This window comes from Psychromonas arctica (assembly GCF_036697365.1).
Lineage (GTDB): Bacteria > Pseudomonadota > Gammaproteobacteria > Enterobacterales > Psychromonadaceae > Psychromonas > Psychromonas arctica_A.
On the sequence record NZ_JBAHZA010000002.1, the window covers coordinates 432143 to 454548 of the forward strand.

Genomic DNA, 22406 nt, shown 5'->3' on the forward strand with positions numbered 1-22406 from the left:
TTTAATAAGGAATGTTCATATTCAACCAACCTGATTAAACGATTACCTGAGTAGCGATTCATTTAATATATTTACATATAGTCAGAGCCCTGCTCTGACTTGTCAATTAAAGCTGTTTAGGAAGTAATTGTGACTGATAAATCAATGATAGTAGAACAAGCCGTCGCACAAGGTGGCGCTTATGAAATCATTCGTAAACGTCTTGAAGATCAAGGCAACCAACTAGATAGCTTAACTCAACAACTCAACTTAGATAGACAAAAAGAATTCGGCACTACTGAAATGAAAGTGTTGGGTCGTACTCGTATTCGAACAGAACATAATTGCCAAGCAACAGACTTGGTTATCGTTGGTGATTATGTTCTATTTGGTTATAATGTTTTTCTAGGTTTAAAAAAACAAACAGTACTAAGTGATGTACTCTCACTATTTCAATTAGAGCAAGTCGAACAGCAATATGAACTGAAGCAAGTTGACTTAGATAGCTCATTTCTCTCAGACCCTCGATTTATTACTGAATTCCAAGAAGTATATGCATACTACAAAGATGCTACCCTTTCTCAATTAGTATTGAGAAACAATAAACTGTTAGCGGCCTTCAAGATTGGTGAAAAACTAACAGATATTCGAGTATTTCGCTGGCAAGTAAATGGTAATGATATCGAGTACATCGATAATCGTGGTGAACGAGATTTAAAATTACCTGATACACACGACTTTCAATGGAATCGCTGTGGTCGTGAAGATATTATCGATGGGCGTAACCCACATGTTAATGTCCTTGATACCCTTTTTATTGACAGTTTACGTGGTGATATCACCATAAAAGTTGAAGATAATACTAATGTGGGACAAGGTATTTACAGCGAACCAGTACAAGAAAGTAATCAGTCAATTAACGATGCTGAATTTTATTATGCAGATCTTGATCCCATTATTTTATTGAAAATAAGACCTTATCAAGAAGAAAATTATCGATACCTCCTTTTCAATAAAAAAAACCAAGATATAAAACGAGTTGATGCTATTGGTGACTCTTGCCAGCAACTCCCGGAGAATCACGGTATTATTTTCCCTGGTGGTTATTACCTTACGACAGGTGAACTTAAAACTTTTGAGGATGATTTAGAAGGACTAGTTTTTAATAGCAGCATGAAATCACCTAATGGTGAAGATGTGTTATTCGTATTCTATCAACCACATACAAATATCGTGGCGTTATACCCATATAATTTAATCAATAAGTCATTACAAAATCCAATATTCGGGCATGGTTATGGTTTCTATGAAGATGGCCGTATGATCATCTTTTATGCAGAACAAGAAGCAAGCCGTATTCATCCTGTGCAAATTTGGCAAACCGCTTATTACTCAGATGTTTTTGCTAGCCAACAAATTCAGTCCCCTACCTTCTTCGGGAAAATTGGTAACACCGATCTGGTTCGTGGTATTTCAGAGTTATATACCATCTCAAAGAGTATTCACCAAGAAGCCAGCTCTGCTAATCATTACAATGATTTAATCAAACATTGTGCCACTATTTTTGATGCTTATTACTGGTTAGACAGCAAAGAACTTGAGCCAATTCGCAACCTGCTTTATACCGTAAAAGAAACTTCAGAAGCCGTGATTGATGAATATGAAAAAGTAGAAAGTATTCGTAAACAATCAGACAAAGCATTAAGTGAAGCAAACAAAAAACAAGTAGAAATATTACGTCAGATTCAGCCTGGTAGTTGGCGTTCACCACAGGAATTTGTGGATGGCTTGAATACCATCTCAGCACAACAAGGACATTTATTAACGATTAGAGAATATCGTTATATTGATGTAGAAGCGATTGATGAATTGAACCAAAAGCTGACTAAAACCAGTGAAGAACTGAATCAAAGAACGGTTGAATTTTTATCGTCTGATGATGCGTTGAAAAGTTATTACAGCGACCTTGAACAGATTATATCAAGCAGTGAAAAGGCCCAATCAACTGCAGAACTATCACCTCAAATAGACGCATTGAACGATATTTCACAAGGGTTGGATCTCATTAGTCAGATCATGGCTTCATTAAAAGTATCCGATGCCACCATGCAAACACAAATTGTTGATGCAGTCTCTACACTTTACAGCAAAATTAATCAGCAAAAAGCTCAGCTCAGCCACCAGCAAAAGAGTTTTGGTAGCCACGAAGCACAAGCTCAGTTTTCAGCTAGATTAAAACTATTAAATCAAACTATTCATAACGCATTAAGTCTTTCAACATCACCCGATAAATGTGATGAGCAATCAGCAAGGTTAATGGTACAAGTTGAAGAGTTAGAAAGTGAATTCAGCGAATATGATCAATTCATTGGCGATATTGTCACAAAGCGTGATGAAATATTTGAATCTTTTGAAACACATCGTCAATCGCTTATTGAAACAAGACAACGCAAAGCACAATCACTAGAAGATGCTGCAAAACGTATTTTATCTTCTGTGACTAAACGTATTAATCGTTTTACTGAAGCCAGTGAAATGAATACTTTTTTTGCTGCTGATAGTTTAATCAATAAAATTCGCGATATTATTGAGCAACTGAACCAGCTTGATAGCTCAGTTAAAGCCGAAGATGTTGATGCAAAACTCAAAGCTATTAAAGCACAAGCACTCCGTTCTTTACGTGATAAAAGTGACTTATTTGAGGAAGGCGGCAATGTCATCAAGTTAGGCCCGCGCCACAAATTCTCAGTCAATAAACAAGCCTTAGATTTAAGCCTTTTAGCAAAAGATGAACAAATGTATGTTCGGCTTACCGGTACTGATTATGAACAAGTGATACAAAACGCTAAATTAGATGACTTAAAACCTTATTGGAACATACATTATCCATCTGAAACAAATTTACTATATCGTAGTGAGTTCTTAGCTTATTCGGTTTTACAAGCAGCGATTAATCAAACTGATGGCTTAACCTGGCAATCACTTAGCGCTGTAGTGGGAAGCCAAGATTTACTCTCTAAATTAGTCAGTGAATTTGCGAGTACGCGTTATAAAGAAGGCTATGAAAAAGGCATACATGATTTTGATGCCACATTAATATTAACCAAATTATTCCCAGCTTATGAAACCGCAGGGGTATTTGTTCACAGCCCATTTGCGAGAGGGTTAGCGTGTATTTTTTGGGCGAATACTCAAACAGAAAAGCCTCAAACACTTTGGCATCAAGCGTGTAAAAACGCCGCTCAAATGCAACGTCTTTTTGGTCAGTTAACCGCTAAAACGACAATCATTAATGAAATTCAACAATCATTAAGCGCTTTTCTCGTAAAACATCAGTTTGCTGTGCCAACACAAATCATTTCACGTGCAAGTGAATACTTAAGTGAAGAGCTTGCAAAAGATCAAGTTAACTTTGACACCAGTAAGTATGCACGTCGTTTGTGTGATGATTTTACAACATATTTAAATACACATGATGTATGGCAAGACTACTTAAAATTATTGAACGAATTACAAGGCGAAACGGGTAAACGTTGGCAATTAACAGAAAGTTGGTTAACAGCATTTGTTGAGTCACAAGGTAAAACAGACTTATATGAATTTATCGGTGAAGCCATTGGTATCCTTAATGCAGAAAAACGTATCGACAGAAATGACCGTGAAGTTGATATTCAGTTTACCATTACAGGATTGCTAGGTAATCATCCGCTTATTAAAGAACAAGCATTAACCATTCAACTGCCTGATTTTCTGGATCGTAACAATCATTTCCATCAACAAGTGCTACCAAAATACTTAGATTACTTAAGTACGCGCCAACAGGTTATGGATGAACAAAAGTCACTACTTCGTTTAGAAGAGTTTAAAGCAAAACCACTTTCATCATTTGTACGTAACCGTCTAATTTCAGATTCTTATTTACCGTTAATTGGTGATAACCTCGCCAAACAAATGGGCACAGTAGGGAGCAGTAAGCGTACGGACTTGATGGGATTATTATTAATGATTTCACCGCCTGGTTACGGTAAAACCACCTTGATGGAGTATGTCGCAGATCGTCTTGGCTTGATATTCATGAAAATTAACTGCCCTGTTATTGGCCATTCAGTGACATCCGTTGATCCAAATGGCACAACCGACAGCGCAGCAAAACAAGAACTAGAAAAGCTCAATCTAGCTTTAGAAATGGGCAGTAATGTGATGTTATATCTAGATGATATTCAACATACCAACTCAGAATTCTTACAAAAGTTCATTTCGCTTTGTGATGGCACAAGAAAAATTGAAGGCGTTTGGCAAGGTAAAACCAAAACCTATGACATGCGCGGTAAAAAGTTCTGTGTTGTGATGGCCGGCAACCCCTACACTGAAACTGGTGAGACATTCCAAATTCCAGATATGTTAGCCAACCGAGCAGATATTTATAATCTAGGTGATGTATTAAGCGGTAAAGAAGAGGTGTTTAATCTAAGTTATATTGAAAACGCCCTATCTTCCAATGCAATATTAGCACCTTTAGCCAGTCGTTCGATGGATGATGTGTATAAATTTGTTGATATGGCAGAGGGTAAAAATGTGGCGAGTACTGACTTTAGTCACCAATATAGTGCTGCTGAAAGTAAAGAGATAGTCACCGTATTGCAAAAGCTACAACAAATACAGAGCGTGGTTGCTATCGTCAATAAACAATACATTCAGTCAAGCGCACAAGATCCTAAATACCGTACAGAGCCTCCATTCAAGTTACAGGGTTCATATCGTAATATGAATAAAATGGCTGAGAAGATCTCTGCCATTATGACCGATAAAGAATTGGCCGACTTGGTTGATGACCATTACCAAGGTGAATCGCAGTTATTAACAACAGGCACTGAAGCGAATCTGTTAAAACTAGCTGAATTACGTGGATTATTAACCTCAGAAGATAATAAACGTTGGGCCTCTATAAAAGCTGACTTCAAACGTAATTTAGCAATGGGTGGCGATGAAACAGATAGCGGACAACAAATTGTCGGTCAATTGAATGACATTGTTAATGCGATTAACAATAAATAAAAACCCAGATGCATATAATAACTAAAAGCAATAATGCGTTTATCGCTGTGGTTATAAATAATATGACTTTGATTGGTTTGATATAACTCACTTATTGCTTCCTTACTAAGGTAGTAAGTGAGTTTTTACTCGTAATAAAAATTAACTAAGGATTTATTGATGGCTCTTATCCATACAACCAGAGATCATAATTTACCGATTTCAGTCTTAAAACAAAAAATTGATAACATAGCCGCGGAGTTAGCCACTGAATATCAACTAACAAGTGAATGGGAAGATAACTGTCTTTTTTTTCGTCGTAAAGGGGCAAGTGGAAGTATTGAAATTGACGCACAAAGCTTAGAGTTGAATCTAACCCTTGGGGCGCTATTTAAAGTCGCGAAAAACGATATAGAATCAAAAATAAACAAGATGTTAGATACGCATTTGTAGTGGTCAGTAAACCTGGCCACGGATTGATAGTCAGTTATTAGTCGTAAGTAAGTTACTCACTTACTTTTATCTAAAACAGTATAAGAGTGCTCAGGTAACTCAAACATCGCCCCTGTTACAGGATCGACCACGAGCATACCAAGAAAGCTAATAATGAGAATATTACCAAAATACCATTCATCTAAATTACTGTCTATTATCACTGTTTTTTCAATATACCCTTTTTTGTTTAAAGTGAGCGTGTACGTCTCTCCTTTATAAAATCCAGAGGACGCATTTAGTATAAGTGAAATAGGCGTTGTACCCGTATGTATTAATGCCCCACTTCTATTTTTAAGTGTGATATGAGCGTGACTAGGTTCACTGGTAATTTCAACTAAATATCGACGTTCACTAACAATACTTGAACATCCTGATAAAAACGACACGATCAGAATCGCCAGAATAAAATGAATTATAAATTTTCCATAAATGCTTAAAACAGTGAAAAATACTGAAGTAATATAATTTAATAAACACAGTCATCAATAATAATTAAAATTAATTTATAGTGAACACGATCAGAAAGTAACAAATAAATCATAATAACCATTTATTGTTTGCTAATGAATATTACGCGCTTATCCCAAGTAACACTTAATGATATGATTACACAACAAAAAATACCAAGGTACAAGCGATGACAAACACTGATGAGATTATTGAAATTGAAAACCAAGATGAGCTAAATTTAGCTGTTCGTCCTGTTTATATGGAAAATGACATCAACGTTCGTATTGCAAAAGAACAATCGAGCGTATTTGAACTACTTCGCCGTGAAAAACGCGGTGATCTTATCTTAGCCCCTGACTTTCAAAGAAACGATGTTTGGGATTTAAAACATAAATCAGAGTTAATCGAGTCCATTCTAATGGGATTTCCGATCCCTTTAATTTATCTTTTTGAAAATGAAAACGGTATTAGACAAGTAGTCGATGGTAAGCAGCGAATTAGCGCCCTAAAAGCGTTTCTCAATAATGAATTCGCCCTCACAACACTATCAATGTTGCCAGACCTAAAAGGTAAAACCTTTGATGATATACGCCCTCTTTCACAAGCAAAGCTAGAAGATTACCAATTACATACTTATGTGATTCAACCTCCCACTCCGGAGTTTGTAAAATTTAATATTTTTGAGCGTGTTAATCGAAGTGGTATCAGCATTAATAAACAAGAGATGCGACACGCCTTGTATCAAGGTAAAGCGACTGATTTACTGCAAGTACTAGCAGAAAGCACCGCATTCAAGCTGTGCACTGATAATGGGGTAAAACCAGATCGAATGCGTGACCGCTATTTACTATTACGTTTTATCGCTTTTTATCTATTAAAGGCAGAACAAACACCTACAACCAATATTGAATACAAGTCAGATATTGACTCTTTTCTCGCCGCTACAATGGCATATTTAAACGAGAAAGCATCTGATGAATTAATTCAACATATTACACAAACTTGTTTGCAAGGTATGCACAATATTTACCAAATAATAGGCGATCAGGCTTTTCGTTTTGATAGCAAAGCCTCGGCACATAAACGCCCTATCAATATCGGATTATTCGAAATGTTAGTCTTTGCATTTGGCCATATAGAGCTCGATAAAGTGAACATAGAAAAGGCTAAAAATCTCATTAAAGAGAAAAAAGCTTATCTCGATGAGCAAGGTATTTTTGGTGGTAGCATCGATACTATTGAACATGTAACAATGCGGTTTAACACTGCTCTAGAAATAACGGAAGGATTAACCAATGCTTAAGCAACTCGATATTACTAACTTAAAAAGTATTAGTAAAACATCATTAAAACTTGCTCCTTTAACCATTCTAGCAGGGGCAAATTCCGCAGGTAAGTCCACGGTGATGCAATCACTGATGTTATTAATTAAACATAGCGGATCAAGCAATCGCTTTAGTATGGAAGAACTATTACGTTACATGAACGATTTCTCAGCTATCCGCAATAAGAGAAACAATGCCAGATCATTAAATATCACCGCCATCGATCATCAAGATAAATCCCATCAGATCAACATTAATGCAGATGGCGTAGAAGCTGATAGTCAATTACAGTACATTTATGAGCCGCCAACAAAAATCGCTGAACAAGAGCTGCTTTACCTAAATGCAAACCGTATTGGCGCACAAGAATTAGTACCCGTAGCAGATCGTAAAATAGGCTTATTAGGAGAATTTGTTTTTCCTACTTTTGATAAAGTGAAAGGTAATATTTTACCCGATGAACTGTTAAAGTTTGAAGGTTCTAAAACCATTTCATACCAACTTAGTCAATGGTTAGCGTTTATCACAGGTACTTCGTTAGAACTGCAAACAGAAAAAACAAGCGATCAAGTTAAAGTGTCTTTCAACGTAAAAGATATAGACAGTCAAGTATCCCCTTACAATTTGGGTGCTGGCATGAGTGATGTAGCCAAGGTACTCATTGTGTGTTTAATGGCTAAAAAAGGCGATTTAATTTTAATTGAAAATCCAGAAGTACAACTTCACCCTAAAGCACAAGCCCTATTAGGTGTATTCCTCGCGTTTATCGCCAGTTCAGGCATTCAACTCATTATTGAAACACACTGTGAGCACTTAATTAATAAAGTAGCTTATCAAGTGTATGAAGATGAAATAGAGAGTGGAGATGTTGTCATCCATTACAAAGGACATGTAGAAGAAGACTTTCAAGCAATCACTATTGACCTGAATGGTGAGTTCAACGATCTAGAAGGTAACATTATTAGCTTCCCTGCAGGCTTCTTCGATGTCACCTTGACTGACTTGATGGACATGAGGTAATTCGATAATGGCTGAAAAAATGGTTCTCAGCACCTCTTTATTGATTGCCTATGAAAACATGGCGTTTGATGCTCGTCAGTATCAAAAAAAGTATAAGCGTTTAATGAAAACCTTATCTTTACCCTATAAAACCAATAAAAGGCAGTTAATTGAGGCAAAAAGCCAAGGGCTTAACGACGTTACTTACAATCGGTTAATGCCTCAGTTACAGCATCAATCTAATAGAGATGATTCGCTTGAAATGTTGGCAATGAACACCAGTTTAAAAATCATTCTAACGGAAGATAAAGCCGCTAAATTGCCCTATGTATTTTATCGCTCATCGTTTCTTAGTAATGAATTATCAATTAGTTTGAAAGCAGATGATAGCCGTACTGATTTGGTTAAATACCTACAAATACTGTGTGCGAGCGCGACTAAAATCACCATTTGTGATAACTACTTTGCACAAGGCTGGGACAACACTCAAAGTTTATTCAGGTTCATATTACCCCGCCATAAACTTCAAATAGAATATGTCGAAACCCCACGAGTCATTACAGTGACAAAGAATAGTGCAAAAATGAGTGAACGATTCATGCATAGCATTTGTAAAGAGTGGTCTATCTGTGAAAGCACAAAATATAAAGGTTCTCACGATCGCTATCTTCTGATTGAATCCCCTCAAGGCAACATTGAAGTAATGCTTTCAAGTGGGTTTGATCATATTTGGAAGAGTCGTCCCAAAGAGATTACTTGTGTTATTCGAGAAGCCTAGCCGTTGTTTAACAAACTTATTAATGGTGGGCTTTCTAAGTTTATTATTAAACTTGATAAAAATAATCGTAATATAAAAGTTTATTTCAATGTCTTCTGCCAATATCAGTAACCATTGCTATCAATTTACTGACCGTTCATAATTTTAAAGCTTATAAAGGGCTTAAATTTTTAAGATCCTATAAAGAAAATATTATTAATTTTTCGCATTAAATATCGCACAACCATTCTCCTTAATTGATTACTTAAGACGATAATATTAAAAATATCCCCTCGTCATTTCTCATCTAAAAATTTACAACTACATCACTATAAAGTGATATTTATTGGCAAGATATAAGCACTATTCTTTTACTATTTTTATTAAATGAAACTATTAAATCAATCAACTGTCAGTATCCATAGGACATAACAATCATAAAATGACAGTGTTCATTATTAACTCTCATTTTAGCTTCAGTATATTTTAATTAAATAAATTTGATTTTTTATCAATACGCTAATGCAAGTTTGATAGCATTTAATTGTTATTTAGAGTTCGATTACACATTAAAAGATCATTATAAATTAGCTTAAATTTTTCAAAAAAATGTAAGAGATAACTAAAACAGCACCCTACTTTAACGATTGGTCAGTTTATTTTAAATCATCACTAGAGAGTTTAATTATATGCCTTTGTTACCTACGACTGTACGACCATTTACCTTAAAAAAAATAATCTTTATTAGCTGCTTATTACCTGGCGTTGCTTTCTCTAAAGTGCCTTTTAATGCGAATACTGATCCAGTACAAACATCGAATAATACAAAAATTCTTTATGCTGTTGATGGTAAATTTGATCGTAATACAGTGGTTTCTATAGCGCGTGACTTAGCTAGCAAACCATATCAAGAACCTAATTTGACATTGCCTGCTGAATTGCAAGACTTGAATTATGACCAATACAGAGACATTCGCTTTAATCCTAATGCTGCTATATGGAAAGATGAATCGTTACCTTTCCAAATGCAGCTCTTTCATCGTGGCTTTTATTTTAAAGAGACTGTGGAAATTGCGATCGTAGAGAATGGTCAATCAAAGCACTTACGCTACCAACCTGATATGTTTACAACGGGTGATGTTATGCAGAAAACGTTGCCAAATGCAGATGTTGGTTTCGCTGGTCTACGTTTACACAACCCATTAAATACCCCTGATTATTATGATGAAGTAGCGGTTTTTCAAGGTGGTAGCTATTTTCGCTCCCTCGGTAAAAATGAAGGTTATGGTCTGTCATCACGTGGTTTAGCGCTCAAAACCGCTGATCCTGAAGGAGAGGAATTTCCAGCTTTTCGAGCATTTTGGATTGAAAAGCCAGCCAATGACAGTAATTCAATTGTTGTTTATGCCTTATTAGATAGCCCAAGTACAACCGGTGCCTATCGCTTCACAATCCGTCCAGGTGACAATACCGTGATGGATGTAGAAGCCACTTTATTCCCACGTGAAGATTTAGATAAAGTAGGATTAGCAGCTGGTACAAGTATGTTCATGTTCTCTTCATACGAACGAGAACAAGTCGATGATTTCCGACCTCGTGTTCACGATTCAGATGGGTTATTAATGATTAATGGACGCGGTGATAGATTATGGCGCCCCTTACGTAACCCTAGAAATTTAGAAGTCAGTGCATTTAGTGACAACGGGCCTATTGGCTTTGGCTTGATACAACGTAATCGTGATTTTAATAACTTCCAAGATTTAGAAGCTAATTATCAACAACGCCCAAGTTTATGGGTTGAACCTCTTGGTAATTGGGCAAGAGGATCTGTCGTTTTAGTTGAAATCCCGACAGAGTCTGAGGTCAATGATAATATTGTTGCTTATTGGTCTCCTAGTGAAGTCATTCCTGCCGGATCTGAATATCAGTTTGCATACCGATTACTCTGGGGCGAAGCTCCATCAGTAAAGAAAGATGAAGCTATTGTCGAAGCAACACGAAGCGGTCGAGCGAGTATTAATGGCCCGACGGAGAAGCGCTTATTTGTTGTCGACTATCGTTTTCCTAATCCTTCAAATCATATCGCCACTCAAAAACCAACCACATCAATTGAAAACACCGCAGGTGAAATACACAATGTGGTTATTACTGAAAACCACCAGGATGGTTATCGTGTTACTTTTGAACTTGACCCACTTGATGCTGAATTAATTGAGCTTCGATTAGCATTACAATTTGCCGATGGTAGAAAAGCTGAAAATTGGATGTATCAATGGACAAAATAATTGTGCATGACACTCCTTTATCTGAACCAGATATTGTTGAACCAGGTATGCCAAAAGAGCATTTTGAGGCGATGCCAGTTCAATCTTTAAGCGACTATGATACAAGTAACAAACGCACTCCCATCAACCCTAAGGGAGTTAAATCCCAAGTATTAAGAAGATGGTTAGTTTTAGGATCATCACTTTTATTGTCTATATGGGGAGTCAATGAAATGCATACCGTGCTCGGTGCGGATAATATGACTTTCATTCAATACCTCTTTCTTATTTTATTCGCTTTGACTTTTAGCTGGATCACCGTTGCCTTTAGTGGCTCAATTGTTGGTTTTTTCTTAGTCTGTGCTCAACGCCTCCAAAAACCTAAGCGCTTAACAAATACACTCGTTGGCCGAACCGCGGTATTAATGCCAACCTATAACGAAGATCCTGATCGTATTTACGCAGCGATTGAAGTGATGGCAGTAGAAATCGCTGAATCAGGGGAAAGTAAAGCATTTGATTGGTTTGTTATTAGTGACACAACAGATCCAGAGATAGTACTCAAAGAAGAAGCAGGTTTTCATACATTACGCCAACGAATAAGCCACTCTACAAACGTTTATTATCGTCGACGCCAAAACAACACAGCAAGAAAAGCAGGTAATGTTTCTGATTTTTGTAAACGCTGGGGAGCGAGTTACGACCACTTATTAGTGTTAGATGCCGATAGCTTGATGGAAGCAGATACCATGCTGGAATTAGCTCGTCGTATGGAGGCTGATCCTGATTCTGGTTTAATTCAAACCATCCCTCAATTAATAAATGGCACCACCTTAATCGCTAGGTTACAACAGTTTTCTACTTGTGTTTATGGCCCCATTGTCGGTACTGGGCTTGCTTGGTGGACTCATAAAGAAGGCAACTTCTGGGGACATAATGCCATTATACGTACTAAAGCAATGATGTCGGCTGCTGGCTTGCCAGATCTTAAAGGCGCTCCACCATTTGGTGGGCATATTTTAAGCCATGACTTTGTAGAAGCATCATTGATTAGACGTGCTGGTTGGAGTGTGACTATTGCAGCAGACCTTTATGGTTCATACGAGGAATGCCCACCATCTATCACCGACTTAGCAATTCGAGATCGTCGTTGGTGCCAAGGTAATTTACAACATGGCCGTATTATCACTGCAAAAGGCTTACATTGGGTGAGCCGTAGTCATTTATTAACGGGAATCATGTCATACCTATCATCACCTTTGTGGTTGATGTTAATTCTAGTCGGGCTAGCACTTTCTTTACAGGCTGAATATATTCGTCCAGAGTATTTTAGCGACCAATTCTCGTTATTTCCTACTTGGCCTCAAATGGATGCCGCGCGTGCCCTAAGCTTATTTGCCTTTACCATGGTGATACTTTTCACACCAAAAACCTTAGGCTTAATCTCCTATATGATCCACAGTCCTTTAAGAAAACGTTGCGGTGGATTTTTCATTTTGATGCTCAGCTTTATTGTCGAAATTATTTTATCAGCAATGCTCGCTCCTATCATGATGCTTATTCATACTGGCGCAGTCTTTTCTATCTTGATTGGCCAAGATTCTGGTTGGAACCCACAACGCCGCGACGATGGTAGCTTACCCGTTAAGCATTTAATCTACAGACATCGTTGGCACATGATTGTGGGATTATTATTAACAGTGGCTGGTTACCTCAACTCACTCGCATTATTAGCTTGGTTGTCCCCGGCTATTTTAGGAATGCTGTTATCGGTGCCATTATCACTATTAACCGGGTCATGGGCCGTTGGTAATGCTGTTAAGAAATCAACAATATTATCTACGCAATACGAGAAAGAAAAACCAATAATTCAGCAAGCGATGGATGATACAAGAAGTGTCTATCAAACTGCTGTCAATAATGCGCCTGATTTAATTGAAATAGCTGCAAACCCTAAATGGCGTGCAGTACACCTCTCCCTGATGGACTCAATTCCATTAAGAGCGCGTGGTCAAATAAATGTAGTTGAAGCAACTGCAACAGTAAAAATCCTTGAAGCAACAACGATAGTCGAAGCTGTTAGTTACTTAAACAAACAAGAACAAACCTGTGTATTAGGCACACCTGATTTATTTAAAAAGTTATCAAGTTTACCGCGATACTCGGAAAGTTAATTAGCAGAATTTATTCACCACAACGAATTTATCAAACCCAATGTATTGGAGATTTTTATGAGATTGAAGTTATTTGTCGCCATTGTATTTTCTACCTCAATGTCGTCTCACGCATCAGAAGTATTAGATAGAAAAGAGTTTACCTTCGAAGATTTGAAGGGACTTGCAAAAGCCTCTGCTGCCAGCCCCTATTCTCCTCCGGTTGTTCCAGCAACAGACTTAATTGATAAAATTACCTATGATCAGCATTGGAAAATACGCTTCAAAGACGAAAAAACCTTATACCCAAATGGAACAAAAGCACCTGTGCAATTTTTTTACCCTGGTCGATACTTCCAAGAACCAGTAAAAATTTATGTACGTGATAATAACAACCAAGCTCAACACATTCCTTTCAGTAATGATTTTTTTGATATGCCATCTGATAGCCCTGCCCAAAATCTTCCTGCTGGATTTGGATTTGCAGGTTTTAGAATAATGCGACCAGATAACAAACCAGATTGGATATCTTTTCTCGGTGCATCCTACTTTCGAACTGATGGGCCTGAAGGGCAATATGGTTTATCAGCCAGAGGCATTGCAATCAATACAGGTATGAGCCAGCCTGAAGAATTTCCTCGCTTTTCAGCATTTTGGTTAGGTCCTGCAGATAAACAAGGAGAAAGTTTGTCTGTTTGGGCGCTACTTGAAGGTCCCTCTATCACTGGCGCCTACCGTTTTGAATTAAGTAAAGATAACAAAGAAGCTAAAGGACATATTACCTCTGTTACCGCCAACCTATATATGCGTGCTGATGTTGAACGATTAGGTATTGCACCATTAACCAGTATGTATTGGTATTCAGAGAAAGATAAAACAATCGCTAAAGACTGGCGTCCCGAAATTCATGACAGTGATGGCATTGCTATTCATACTGGATCAGGTCAACAAATCTGGCGTCCACTGAATAACCCTCAATCAGTATCTACCAATAGTTTTATCGATGAGAACCCGAAAGGATTTGGCTTAATTCAAAGAGATCGTGATTTTAGCCATTACCAAGATGATGGCGTTTTCTACAATAAACGCTCGTCAGCTTGGATTAAACCGATTGGTGATTGGGGTAAAGGCGCTGTTCAATTAATTGAAATTCCAACCAAAGATGAAACTTTCGATAATATTGTGGCTTATTGGGTACCCGATAAACCGGCTCGTAAAGGTGATGAGTTTACTTTTTCTTACGATATTGAATGGCGTCCACTTGATCCGAGATCCACAACCTTAGCCACTGTTGTAAACACTCGACAAGGTTTAGGTGGCATTCCCGGCCAGCCAATACCTGCTGATATCAATAAAATGGTCATTGATTTTGACGGTGCAGCATTAAAAGGACTAGACAGAGACAGTGGAATAAAGCCCATTGTTGAAGCGAGTAATGGAGAAATCTTAGAGCCGATACGCGCCTACCCTATTGTCGGCACAGACCAATGGCGCTTAACCTTTGATTACAAACAAGTTAATGCCAACCCAGTTACTATTAGCGCGCATTTAATCAACAAACAAGGCAAAGCAATCACTGAAACTTGGGTAAGCAACGCCACTGTCGACATAAAATAAACCAATACTTTTCAATCTACATTATTCAAAGTATTAATCGTAACGACAATATCTGTTTAGCGACTTACTCTTGAATAATGTATTTTGAAACCTACTCTTCAAAATACGCTTTTTAACAATGACTTACATCCAAACTTACCGTTATAAAAAGCAACGTTATCTTTTGTACTCATTAATATTAATAACACCAACGACTAATCTATATTACTTTTTAAAATCATATATTTAATGTAATTGCCATCAAAGTGAACTGATCTATATTATTTATCCGTATGATGTGGAGTGGATTGTATTTACTATCAACAAAATCGTACAATTTTTATTAATATAAACAAATGGATATCATATAATTATGGTTGATTTTAGCCGACTAGCTTATGTTGATCTTGAAACAACAGGAACCAAACCAACACGAGATCAAATAACAGAAATTGCTATCGTACAAACCCTCAACGGAGTCATAGTTGATAGGTGGCAATCGCTAATTTACCCAGATACAAACATCCCCTTAATGATTCAGAAGTTAACGGGAATAACTCCTGAGATGGTGGCAGACGCCCCAACTATCGATCAAGTTATTCCTACTGTTATTGAAAAGCTTAAAGGACATGTTGTCGTTGCACATAATGCACGATTTGACGTGGGCTTTTTAAAAAATGCCTTTAAACAAAACAATGTAGAATTTAAATATCCAGTCGTGTGCACCGTTAAACTCTCACGAGAACTATACCCAAGTTTCAAAAGACATAACCTTGATAGCATCATTAAACGCTTTGATCTAACCTGTGAAGCGAGACATAGAGCAATGGACGATGCGGCTATTTTACCGCAGATAGTTGCACGTATGACGGGTGAATTTGATGAAGCCAAAGTCATGAAAGCTATGCAATCTCAACAAAAGCTATCTAGTGTTCCGCCCCATATAAACCCTGATATTTTCTCAACTATGCCCAATGAACCCGGAGTTTATTTGTTCTACGGCGAAACAGGTAATTTATTATATGTTGGTAAAAGCGTACAAATCAGAGCGAGAGTCATTTCACATTTTTCTAGCGATCATAGTCATGATAGAGAAATGCGTATGGCTCAACAAGTATATGATATTGAATGGATAACCACAGCGGGTGAATTTAGTGCGTTAGTTTTAGAATCCGAATTAGTTAAGTCACGCGCCCCTTTATTCAATAGGCAGCTTAGAAAACAAAAATCTCTATTTACAATCTATTGGGAAAACAGTACGAATGAGAATGTTGCTCAACCAAGTGTGATTGATATTAATACTTTAAATACACAATCGAAAAAAGCATCACTACGTAACACCTACGGACTTTATAAAAACCGCCGAACCGCACTTGAAGCCCTACGTAAATTAAAAGATGAAAATCAACTATGCGGAATACAATTAGGTTTAGATAAAGGAAAAGGCCCTTGTTTTTCCTATCAACTTAAAAAATGTAAAGGTATTTGCTGTGGCCAAGAGTCGAACATCAGTTACCAAATGCGAATGCAACAAGCATTTTCACCGATAAAAATTAAAGGTTGGCCCTACTCAGGTGCAATTGGCATTAAAGAGTACAATGAAACAAGCGATATAAGCTGTATTCATATTATTTCGCATTGGTTATATTTAGGGAAAGTGAATAATGAAAGTGAACTAGCAGACTTTAATTTTAATGTGACCGCCAAACTGGATATAGACTTTTACAAGATATGTATTTCTCAGTTACAAAAGAGCCCTGCGTTGATTAATTTAGAAGATATTATTTCATAACTGAAGCCTATTGCCTTTGCATTCAAGTAATAAATGCAATCGATTAGGCTCGTTCTCATCAACGGCTAATCACCACTAACTCAGCTATATTTTCAGGGACTAAGCATGTTTGTTCGCTCTGCCGACATTCAACTTAAACGGGTTTAGGATATAACTGATACCACCGTTAACACACCTCTCATTGGTGGGTTGATAGTTAAGCTAATCATAAACGTATAAGACTAAATGGTAGCGATTAAAGACTGACGTTAATGCAGAAGGCACATAACCAGATACATCAATATTAGAAGCCAATAATTTACCTGTTCAATCAACCATTGACGTCTACGTTCAAAAAATTTTTTATATATATCTTCCCCGCAAAAATAAGCGCGCGAATACAATATGAAATACAGTAATAATGAGGTGTATCCGATGACGATATCTAAGATTGGCGAGACTGAGTCATAACAACTACCTCTTAGCGTGCAAAAGTTACATGACTAAAAGGTTGAAGGCTACTTATGACTCGTCAAGTTTTATGGTTGTCCACGCTCTTTTCCGATTTACAAAGAGTTACCATATATGTTCACTATTTATTATTATTTTTTTAACTCATAAATATCAGTTTGAGCCTTATTAACTTGGTCTTTGGATATGTTTTTTACCACTTTTTTGGTAAAACTAGGTGTTTGAATATAATAGCTAATTTCACCTTCGTGTTCAGTCTCATATTGAACCTGTAAAATGTTAGTACCTTTGATTAAGTTTAAATCTGTAAGTCCACCTGAGCCTCCAAAATACATTAAGCTTTCATCGTTTAAGGTAGCTTGAAAAGAACTCATTCTTTCAGAGTAAATAAAAGCAGCATCTTTATTGCCTAAAGTAATTTGTTCTTTTTCTGGCCTTTCTTTTGTGTAATTCAAGTAAAACTTTGACGTTATAACACCTGATTCTTTTTCACTTGAAACATAATAGAAAGGAATATATTCCGTTGAGCTTGTTAAACCAAAGCTAAATTTTCTAGGTGGAGAAAAGTTTGCCCTTTTTCTATCAAACTTTAATTCAATGGTATTCTCGCCCTCTTTTAATACAAAGGCTAATATGTCTTGAACAAAAGGAGGCATATCTTGAAATTGATTTTTAAGTGGATTTTCTTCATTAAAAATTTTTAGACCTGAAACAGCTCCTTTACCTACAGGTTTTCCATTAATTTTGAGTTGTACGTCGTAATTACTATTATGACCGGAAACGAACGCTTTAATATTTTGACTAGCCTTGGATGCCATACTTATAAAAAATATTGAAATTATAATTAATAAACTCGCTCTTTTGCTCATATTTGCTTCTTCTTTTTAATTGTTATGTTTATATTTTTTGCTGAAAACATCGATAAAGCCTTGAACTTCAATTACTATTTGCAACATATATTGTTCACATTATGCTCAATCGACTCACGGTTAAAAGTAATAACACACTCAACATTATTTATTAACTTACAAAATAGTACATCCATTAAAATTTTATGGCTGTCTACGATCTTTCGCTAGACCTTAATTATACTAGGGTACCTGAGCAAGCCAAATGAAACTTTACAAGCTTGAATTATCTCTTCTTGCCTTTTTTCTTTAGACCAACCATTAATATGCTCACAATACCATTCGTCTTCATAAATTGTATATTCTGAAAACGACTCAGGGTAACCTAAAAATACATTAGCATCATAAATCTTGGAGGCTCCGTCTTCGGGAGGAAGCATTCCTCGGATAACTTCATGGGCTAAAATTTTAACATAACCCTCGACAGCCTCTTCAAGCTTAGGAAACTTTAGATCTAACTCAGAGATCACAATATTAAAGTGCTCATCTACTTCAAATTCATTTAGTGGATTTAATAAAGAGGCCAAAATACAAAGGTTTTCGGTTTCGACGCCTTGCTCAAGTAAACTCATAGCCCAATTGACTTTAAGTTTACTTCCACCGACTGTCATTGCAATCAAACCGAAAGCTTTAATTGTTTCTAATTCTTGCGTAGAAGTCAGCATACTATCCCAGATACAATAAAATAGCTTTTTAAAATCAGCGACCTGCGAGCAATAACCAACTGCCCTGCTTAAATAACTTATTATACATTTATTCTACCAACTCAATAACTTTGATAGTTGGTCTAGAATCTCCGAGCCAAAATTTAGTACCAGTAAATAGTTTTATTGAACTATGAGACTTACTATTAAAAGAAATCTCAAAGTCTCCATGTATTGTTAATTCACTTTTGTTACCAATAGCCACTCCACCAGCGATTCTTAAGTCTGATGTGCAAACTTTATAGTCAGCAGGCTCGATTGATTTCAAAATCCAAGATTTACCTTGTGGGACCTCATAATCATTAGACTTCTCCAAAGTCAATTCATTAGCAAAAATTGGCAAAGAGAAGAATAAAAAGACGAAACTTAAGATTTTCATATATCACTTCGAAACGTATAACTAGGCTGTAGAACTTCTCATTTTCAGCCTGTTTATTTTAAATAAAAAATGACAGTATCTTACATTTACTTGAGATTAAATAGATTATTTTATTTTTATTAACTAATTAATTAAATTGAGCTATAAATGGGGTTAGAAGGCTAAACACACGGAATTTATTGAGTTAAGGGTTGAGCAGTTCCGTTAATGTAAACTATTCCTTAGCTTCTCACCGTTATAACGAACAGTATGAATGAGACGGTACATTTACCATTGCGTATTCATTTTATCTTGGCGACACAAAATGAGTTTACTCATCCTTTTATTACCCCTCTGATTTTAAAAATAAGAACAGTAGACGCTATTCGTCTACCTTATTTAAATAATAGGCTGCAACCTCGAAAAGTGTATATTGAAATACACTGGGAATAATTTACTGTTCAAAATCAATCGAAATGAATTTACTTGGGCAAGATATATCAGGTTTGCCTCTTTACTTTAAAAGAGTGCAACCATGTTTATCTCTGAGTAAAATAACTATCAGGTCACGGACGATCAGCTCAATAAAGATTATTTTTCGTACAATGAGATTATAAAAAAGAACATAAAAACATTATTTTTGGAGAAATGCTAAAGTCTCAACGTCACATTAAGCGGACTAGAATAGTGAATTAGAAAGTGATACGTATCCACTATTTTATTTACGTTTAATCTCCTGCTATATCATTTTATATACTCAAGCATTGTTAGCTTAACAATTACATTAATATTGTTATCTGTTGCCTCTATTGTAATTTTTCTATTTTCACCATCCGAAAAACTTGACCCCACCATTTTATAACCATTAGCATTTAAATATTCTCTAAGCTCATTTTTAATTTGAGTTGAGTCTTTCATACTATGGAATATAAGAGAAATTATCATTGGCTTATTGCCGTCACTGGAATTATAAATATAACGTTCCTCAATAATATCTGCAGATGAAATGTTTTTAAATAAATTAGGAGCGAGTAAATAATAATCAAGCGAAGACTTAGAAAAATCCCTCCTTTCCGATAAAGATATCATCGAATAGTAAAACCCTAGTAATACAATTGATAATACACTGAAATATATTAATTTTTTTATCACTTATTTTACCTCACAAAACAATACACCCTGCTTTACGGGAGTAATTCAATTGAAAGCATGACGAAGAGACATCCTTAAAGGCGTTGATCTAGACGAGTTTGGAAGAGGATAGATATAAGGGATCGTAGTAGTATTTTTATTATCACCGCCCCCCATATTTATCCCATATTTCAAAGCGATATTTTTGCTGACAAGTTCGCAAATAGAAATGAATTGATTATTTGGTTCTACCGCCCGATAAAACCCAATTAGGTTTGCAACAAAATCTTCTGCACTAAAACTACTATTGGTAAAGTTACTGAACAACCAATTTCCCCACATGGTTTCGAATCCTTTAGATACGCCAAGAAAAATTGCCAATGAAATTGATTTATTGTCTGCCAAGCTAATTATTTTTTTATATCATAAAAAAATAATTAGCTACCTACCATAATAATGGCTTGCATCTGAGCATAGTACTTCCACTTTTTTCCTCTTACCTTTAAGTTTGAACACGATTTCATCTGTATTAATTGAAACAATTTCAACAAATTGGAACTGCTTACCTAATTCACCAGGAATTTCATAACTCCAACCAGCTTTTTCAGAGCGACACATGTGAAGCTTATTATTCTCAATTTTTAGAAAAAATCGCCATGATGTATCAGCGATAAGGTAATTATCATTGTGAGCCGACTTAATATTGTCAAATAGAGATTCTTCTTCACCAAAAGTCATAATTTCCCAGAGCCATATAACAGCTCAAACGCCGGATTGTGAATGTTGGCGAATTTTTTAAACGTTTTCTCAAAAAAGGTAACAGTATTTACAATTCCGCGTGCTTTGGCTTGTTAAATTTTAGCTCCATTGGCTGATACGTTAGCCCTGCTGATTCTGATACACAGCCAGAACACTCGAATCCATACTGCCGATAAGCCGAAACGGATGTTAGTGATGCGCTAACAGTGACGATATCATTTTTAGCATACGGGAGCATTGCTGAAACCAACGACTTACCCACGCCTTTTTTCTGAGCGCCAGGAGATACGAAAAGCATGGCAATGTGGCGGCCTTCTTTAAGCTCAAGAAAACCTACTACTTCACCATTATTCTCGTAAACCAGCATTTCATTATCTGCGTCCATTCGTCTTTCTAAGCTTCCTCTAGATGCAATTCTCTGAAATGTTTGAATCCCCTTTTTTCCCAGTGTTGGTGCTATCGTTTCCATAAAAGCATCAATGCATATAGTGCTTACACCGCATAAATCTGCTGAGTTAACTTTTCTAATTGACACCGATGCTCCTTGTGAACTTAACGCCTCAATAAGGGGCTAAAAATTGTTTGCTAAAATGTGTAGCGAAGTGAAACCAAGTAAACTGTTTTTAATTCCGCTTAATTAGCTTATTGTAACTTTATGCTATTTTCTAACTCTTTTAACAATCTGCTATTTTCAAGTCTTAAAAAAGCAACCTCTTCTTCTAATGACATTTTCTTTTTAGCTGGCTGCTCACCTTCATGTAAGTCTCTTATTTCAAGCATAATTTGCTCAGATGAAACAATATCTCCTACTTTTGCTTTAAAGTTATCTACAACGCCAGAACGAGGTGCTGGCAACTCTATGGATACTTTTTCACTTTCTACATCTAGCAAAACATCCCCTTCCTTAACTGCCTGCCCATCATTAACGTATATCACCGTGATTTTTGTTTCACCCATTGAAGAGAAAAGCTCTGGAAGTTTGACATCCATGTTTAAATACTCCTTAAGTTATAACGAGGCTGTAGAATTTCTCATTTTCAGCCCGATTATTTAAAATAAAAAACACATTAATTCATATTTAGTTGAGATTCCAATAGATAATTCGGATTTTCAATAAATGATTGATTAATTTGAGTTGTAAAGACGTATATGAAGTTATTTAGGCTGGATTATTGCGGTTTAAGGGCTTAGCCTTTGGCTTAATGTAAACTATTCCTTAACTTCTCTATATTATGAACGAGACAGTACATTT

Annotated in this window: 18 protein-coding genes; 9 read left to right on the forward strand and 9 right to left on the reverse strand. The window is 36.3% G+C overall.

Annotated elements, in window-relative coordinates; genetic code table 11:
* Positions 1-129 precede the first annotated feature (129 nt).
* Positions 130-5034 carry a DNA repair ATPase gene (locus V5290_RS03960; RefSeq protein ID WP_333382108.1) on the forward strand — a complete coding sequence of 1635 codons (4905 nt, stop codon included), beginning with the start codon at positions 130-132 and terminating at the stop codon, positions 5032-5034.
* Positions 5035-5193: 159 nt separating this feature from the next.
* Entirely contained in the window at positions 5194-5466 is a 273-nt protein-coding gene (locus tag V5290_RS03965) for a polyhydroxyalkanoic acid system family protein (protein ID WP_333382109.1), read from the forward strand.
* 56 nt (positions 5467-5522) lie between these two features.
* Here the strand turns inward: V5290_RS03965 and V5290_RS03970 are convergent, their stop codons facing one another.
* A complete protein-coding gene (locus V5290_RS03970; RefSeq protein WP_333382111.1) occupies positions 5523-5894 on the reverse strand; it encodes a hypothetical protein in 372 nt (123 codons plus the stop codon).
* Between the two features lie 251 nt (positions 5895-6145).
* Here V5290_RS03970 and V5290_RS03975 point away from each other — a divergent pair, with 251 nt between their 5' ends.
* The 7 genes from V5290_RS03975 to V5290_RS04005 all read left to right on the forward strand — a co-directional run bounded on the left by V5290_RS03975 (position 6146) and on the right by V5290_RS04005 (position 16844).
* Positions 6146-7261 carry a DUF262 domain-containing protein gene (locus tag V5290_RS03975; protein WP_333382113.1) on the forward strand — a complete coding sequence of 372 codons (1116 nt, stop codon included), beginning with the start codon at positions 6146-6148 and terminating at the stop codon, positions 7259-7261.
* The gene (locus V5290_RS03980; RefSeq protein WP_333382115.1) at positions 7254-8303 is read left to right on the forward strand and encodes an AAA family ATPase; all 1050 of its coding nucleotides are present in this window, start codon (positions 7254-7256) and stop codon (positions 8301-8303) included. The genes V5290_RS03975 and V5290_RS03980 overlap by 8 nt, the downstream gene beginning before the upstream one ends.
* 7 nt (positions 8304-8310) lie before the next feature.
* A complete protein-coding gene (locus V5290_RS03985; RefSeq protein WP_333382116.1) occupies positions 8311-9060 on the forward strand; it encodes a hypothetical protein in 750 nt (249 codons plus the stop codon).
* Positions 9061-9728: 668 nt separating this feature from the next.
* Positions 9729-11324: a glucan biosynthesis protein G gene (locus V5290_RS03990; protein WP_333382118.1), complete on the forward strand. Its 1596-nt coding sequence runs from the start codon at positions 9729-9731 to the stop codon at positions 11322-11324.
* Positions 11312-13477, forward strand: a complete 2166-nt coding sequence (mdoH, locus tag V5290_RS03995; protein WP_333382120.1) for a glucans biosynthesis glucosyltransferase MdoH — start codon at positions 11312-11314, stop codon at positions 13475-13477. The genes V5290_RS03990 and mdoH overlap by 13 nt, the downstream gene beginning before the upstream one ends.
* Positions 13478-13534: 57 nt before the next feature.
* Positions 13535-15073 (forward strand): glucan biosynthesis protein, encoded by a 1539-nt coding sequence (locus V5290_RS04000; protein WP_333382122.1) that lies wholly within the window; start codon positions 13535-13537, stop codon positions 15071-15073.
* Between the two features lie 352 nt (positions 15074-15425).
* A complete protein-coding gene (locus V5290_RS04005; protein WP_333382124.1) occupies positions 15426-16844 on the forward strand; it encodes an exonuclease domain-containing protein in 1419 nt (472 codons plus the stop codon).
* A gap of 581 nt (positions 16845-17425) precedes the next feature.
* On the opposite strand, the gene V5290_RS04010 is transcribed toward V5290_RS04005, so the two are convergent.
* The 8 genes from V5290_RS04010 to V5290_RS04045 form a co-directional block, all read right to left on the reverse strand.
* Positions 17426-18163 carry a hypothetical protein gene (locus V5290_RS04010; protein WP_333382125.1) on the reverse strand — a complete coding sequence of 246 codons (738 nt, stop codon included), beginning with the start codon at positions 18161-18163 and terminating at the stop codon, positions 17426-17428.
* A gap of 206 nt (positions 18164-18369) precedes the next feature.
* A complete protein-coding gene (locus V5290_RS04015; protein ID WP_333382127.1) occupies positions 18370-18867 on the reverse strand; it encodes a hypothetical protein in 498 nt (165 codons plus the stop codon).
* Positions 18868-18955: 88 nt separating this feature from the next.
* Positions 18956-19285: a hypothetical protein gene (locus V5290_RS04020; protein ID WP_333382129.1), complete on the reverse strand. Its 330-nt coding sequence runs from the start codon at positions 19283-19285 to the stop codon at positions 18956-18958.
* 723 nt (positions 19286-20008) lie between these two features.
* On the reverse strand, positions 20009-20416 hold the full coding sequence (locus tag V5290_RS04025) for a hypothetical protein (RefSeq protein WP_333382131.1): 408 nt from the start codon (positions 20414-20416) through the stop codon (positions 20009-20011).
* A gap of 45 nt (positions 20417-20461) precedes the next feature.
* On the reverse strand, positions 20462-20800 hold the full coding sequence (locus V5290_RS04030; protein ID WP_333382132.1) for a hypothetical protein: 339 nt from the start codon (positions 20798-20800) through the stop codon (positions 20462-20464).
* 36 nt (positions 20801-20836) lie between these two features.
* Positions 20837-21133: a hypothetical protein gene (locus V5290_RS04035; protein ID WP_333382133.1), complete on the reverse strand. Its 297-nt coding sequence runs from the start codon at positions 21131-21133 to the stop codon at positions 20837-20839.
* A gap of 88 nt (positions 21134-21221) precedes the next feature.
* On the reverse strand, positions 21222-21689 hold the full coding sequence (locus tag V5290_RS04040; RefSeq protein WP_333382135.1) for a GNAT family N-acetyltransferase: 468 nt from the start codon (positions 21687-21689) through the stop codon (positions 21222-21224).
* Positions 21690-21796: 107 nt separating this feature from the next.
* The gene (locus V5290_RS04045; protein WP_333382137.1) at positions 21797-22144 is read right to left on the reverse strand and encodes a lipoyl domain-containing protein; all 348 of its coding nucleotides are present in this window, start codon (positions 22142-22144) and stop codon (positions 21797-21799) included.
* Between the last annotated feature and the right edge of the window lie 262 nt (positions 22145-22406).

Excerpts from the sequence above, each read along its gene's own strand:
- V5290_RS04045 (WP_333382137.1), bottom strand. The coding sequence starts at position 22,144 with ATGGATGTCAAACTTCCAGAGCTTTTCTCTTCAATGGGTGAAACAAAA.
- V5290_RS03990 (WP_333382118.1), top strand. The coding sequence starts at position 9,729 with ATGCCTTTGTTACCTACGACTGTACGACCATTTACCTTAAAAAAAATA.
- V5290_RS04010 (WP_333382125.1), bottom strand. The coding sequence starts at position 18,163 with ATGAGCAAAAGAGCGAGTTTATTAATTATAATTTCAATATTTTTTATA.
- V5290_RS04005 (WP_333382124.1), top strand. The coding sequence starts at position 15,426 with ATGGTTGATTTTAGCCGACTAGCTTATGTTGATCTTGAAACAACAGGA.
- V5290_RS04035 (WP_333382133.1), bottom strand. The coding sequence starts at position 21,133 with ATGACTTTTGGTGAAGAAGAATCTCTATTTGACAATATTAAGTCGGCT.
- V5290_RS03985 (WP_333382116.1), top strand. The coding sequence starts at position 8,311 with ATGGCTGAAAAAATGGTTCTCAGCACCTCTTTATTGATTGCCTATGAA.
- V5290_RS04020 (WP_333382129.1), bottom strand. The coding sequence starts at position 19,285 with ATGAAAATCTTAAGTTTCGTCTTTTTATTCTTCTCTTTGCCAATTTTT.
- V5290_RS03980 (WP_333382115.1), top strand. The coding sequence starts at position 7,254 with ATGCTTAAGCAACTCGATATTACTAACTTAAAAAGTATTAGTAAAACA.
- V5290_RS03965 (WP_333382109.1), top strand. The coding sequence starts at position 5,194 with ATGGCTCTTATCCATACAACCAGAGATCATAATTTACCGATTTCAGTC.
- V5290_RS03975 (WP_333382113.1), top strand. The coding sequence starts at position 6,146 with ATGACAAACACTGATGAGATTATTGAAATTGAAAACCAAGATGAGCTA.
- V5290_RS04015 (WP_333382127.1), bottom strand. The coding sequence starts at position 18,867 with ATGCTGACTTCTACGCAAGAATTAGAAACAATTAAAGCTTTCGGTTTG.
- V5290_RS04000 (WP_333382122.1), top strand. The coding sequence starts at position 13,535 with ATGAGATTGAAGTTATTTGTCGCCATTGTATTTTCTACCTCAATGTCG.
- mdoH (WP_333382120.1), top strand. The coding sequence starts at position 11,312 with ATGGACAAAATAATTGTGCATGACACTCCTTTATCTGAACCAGATATT.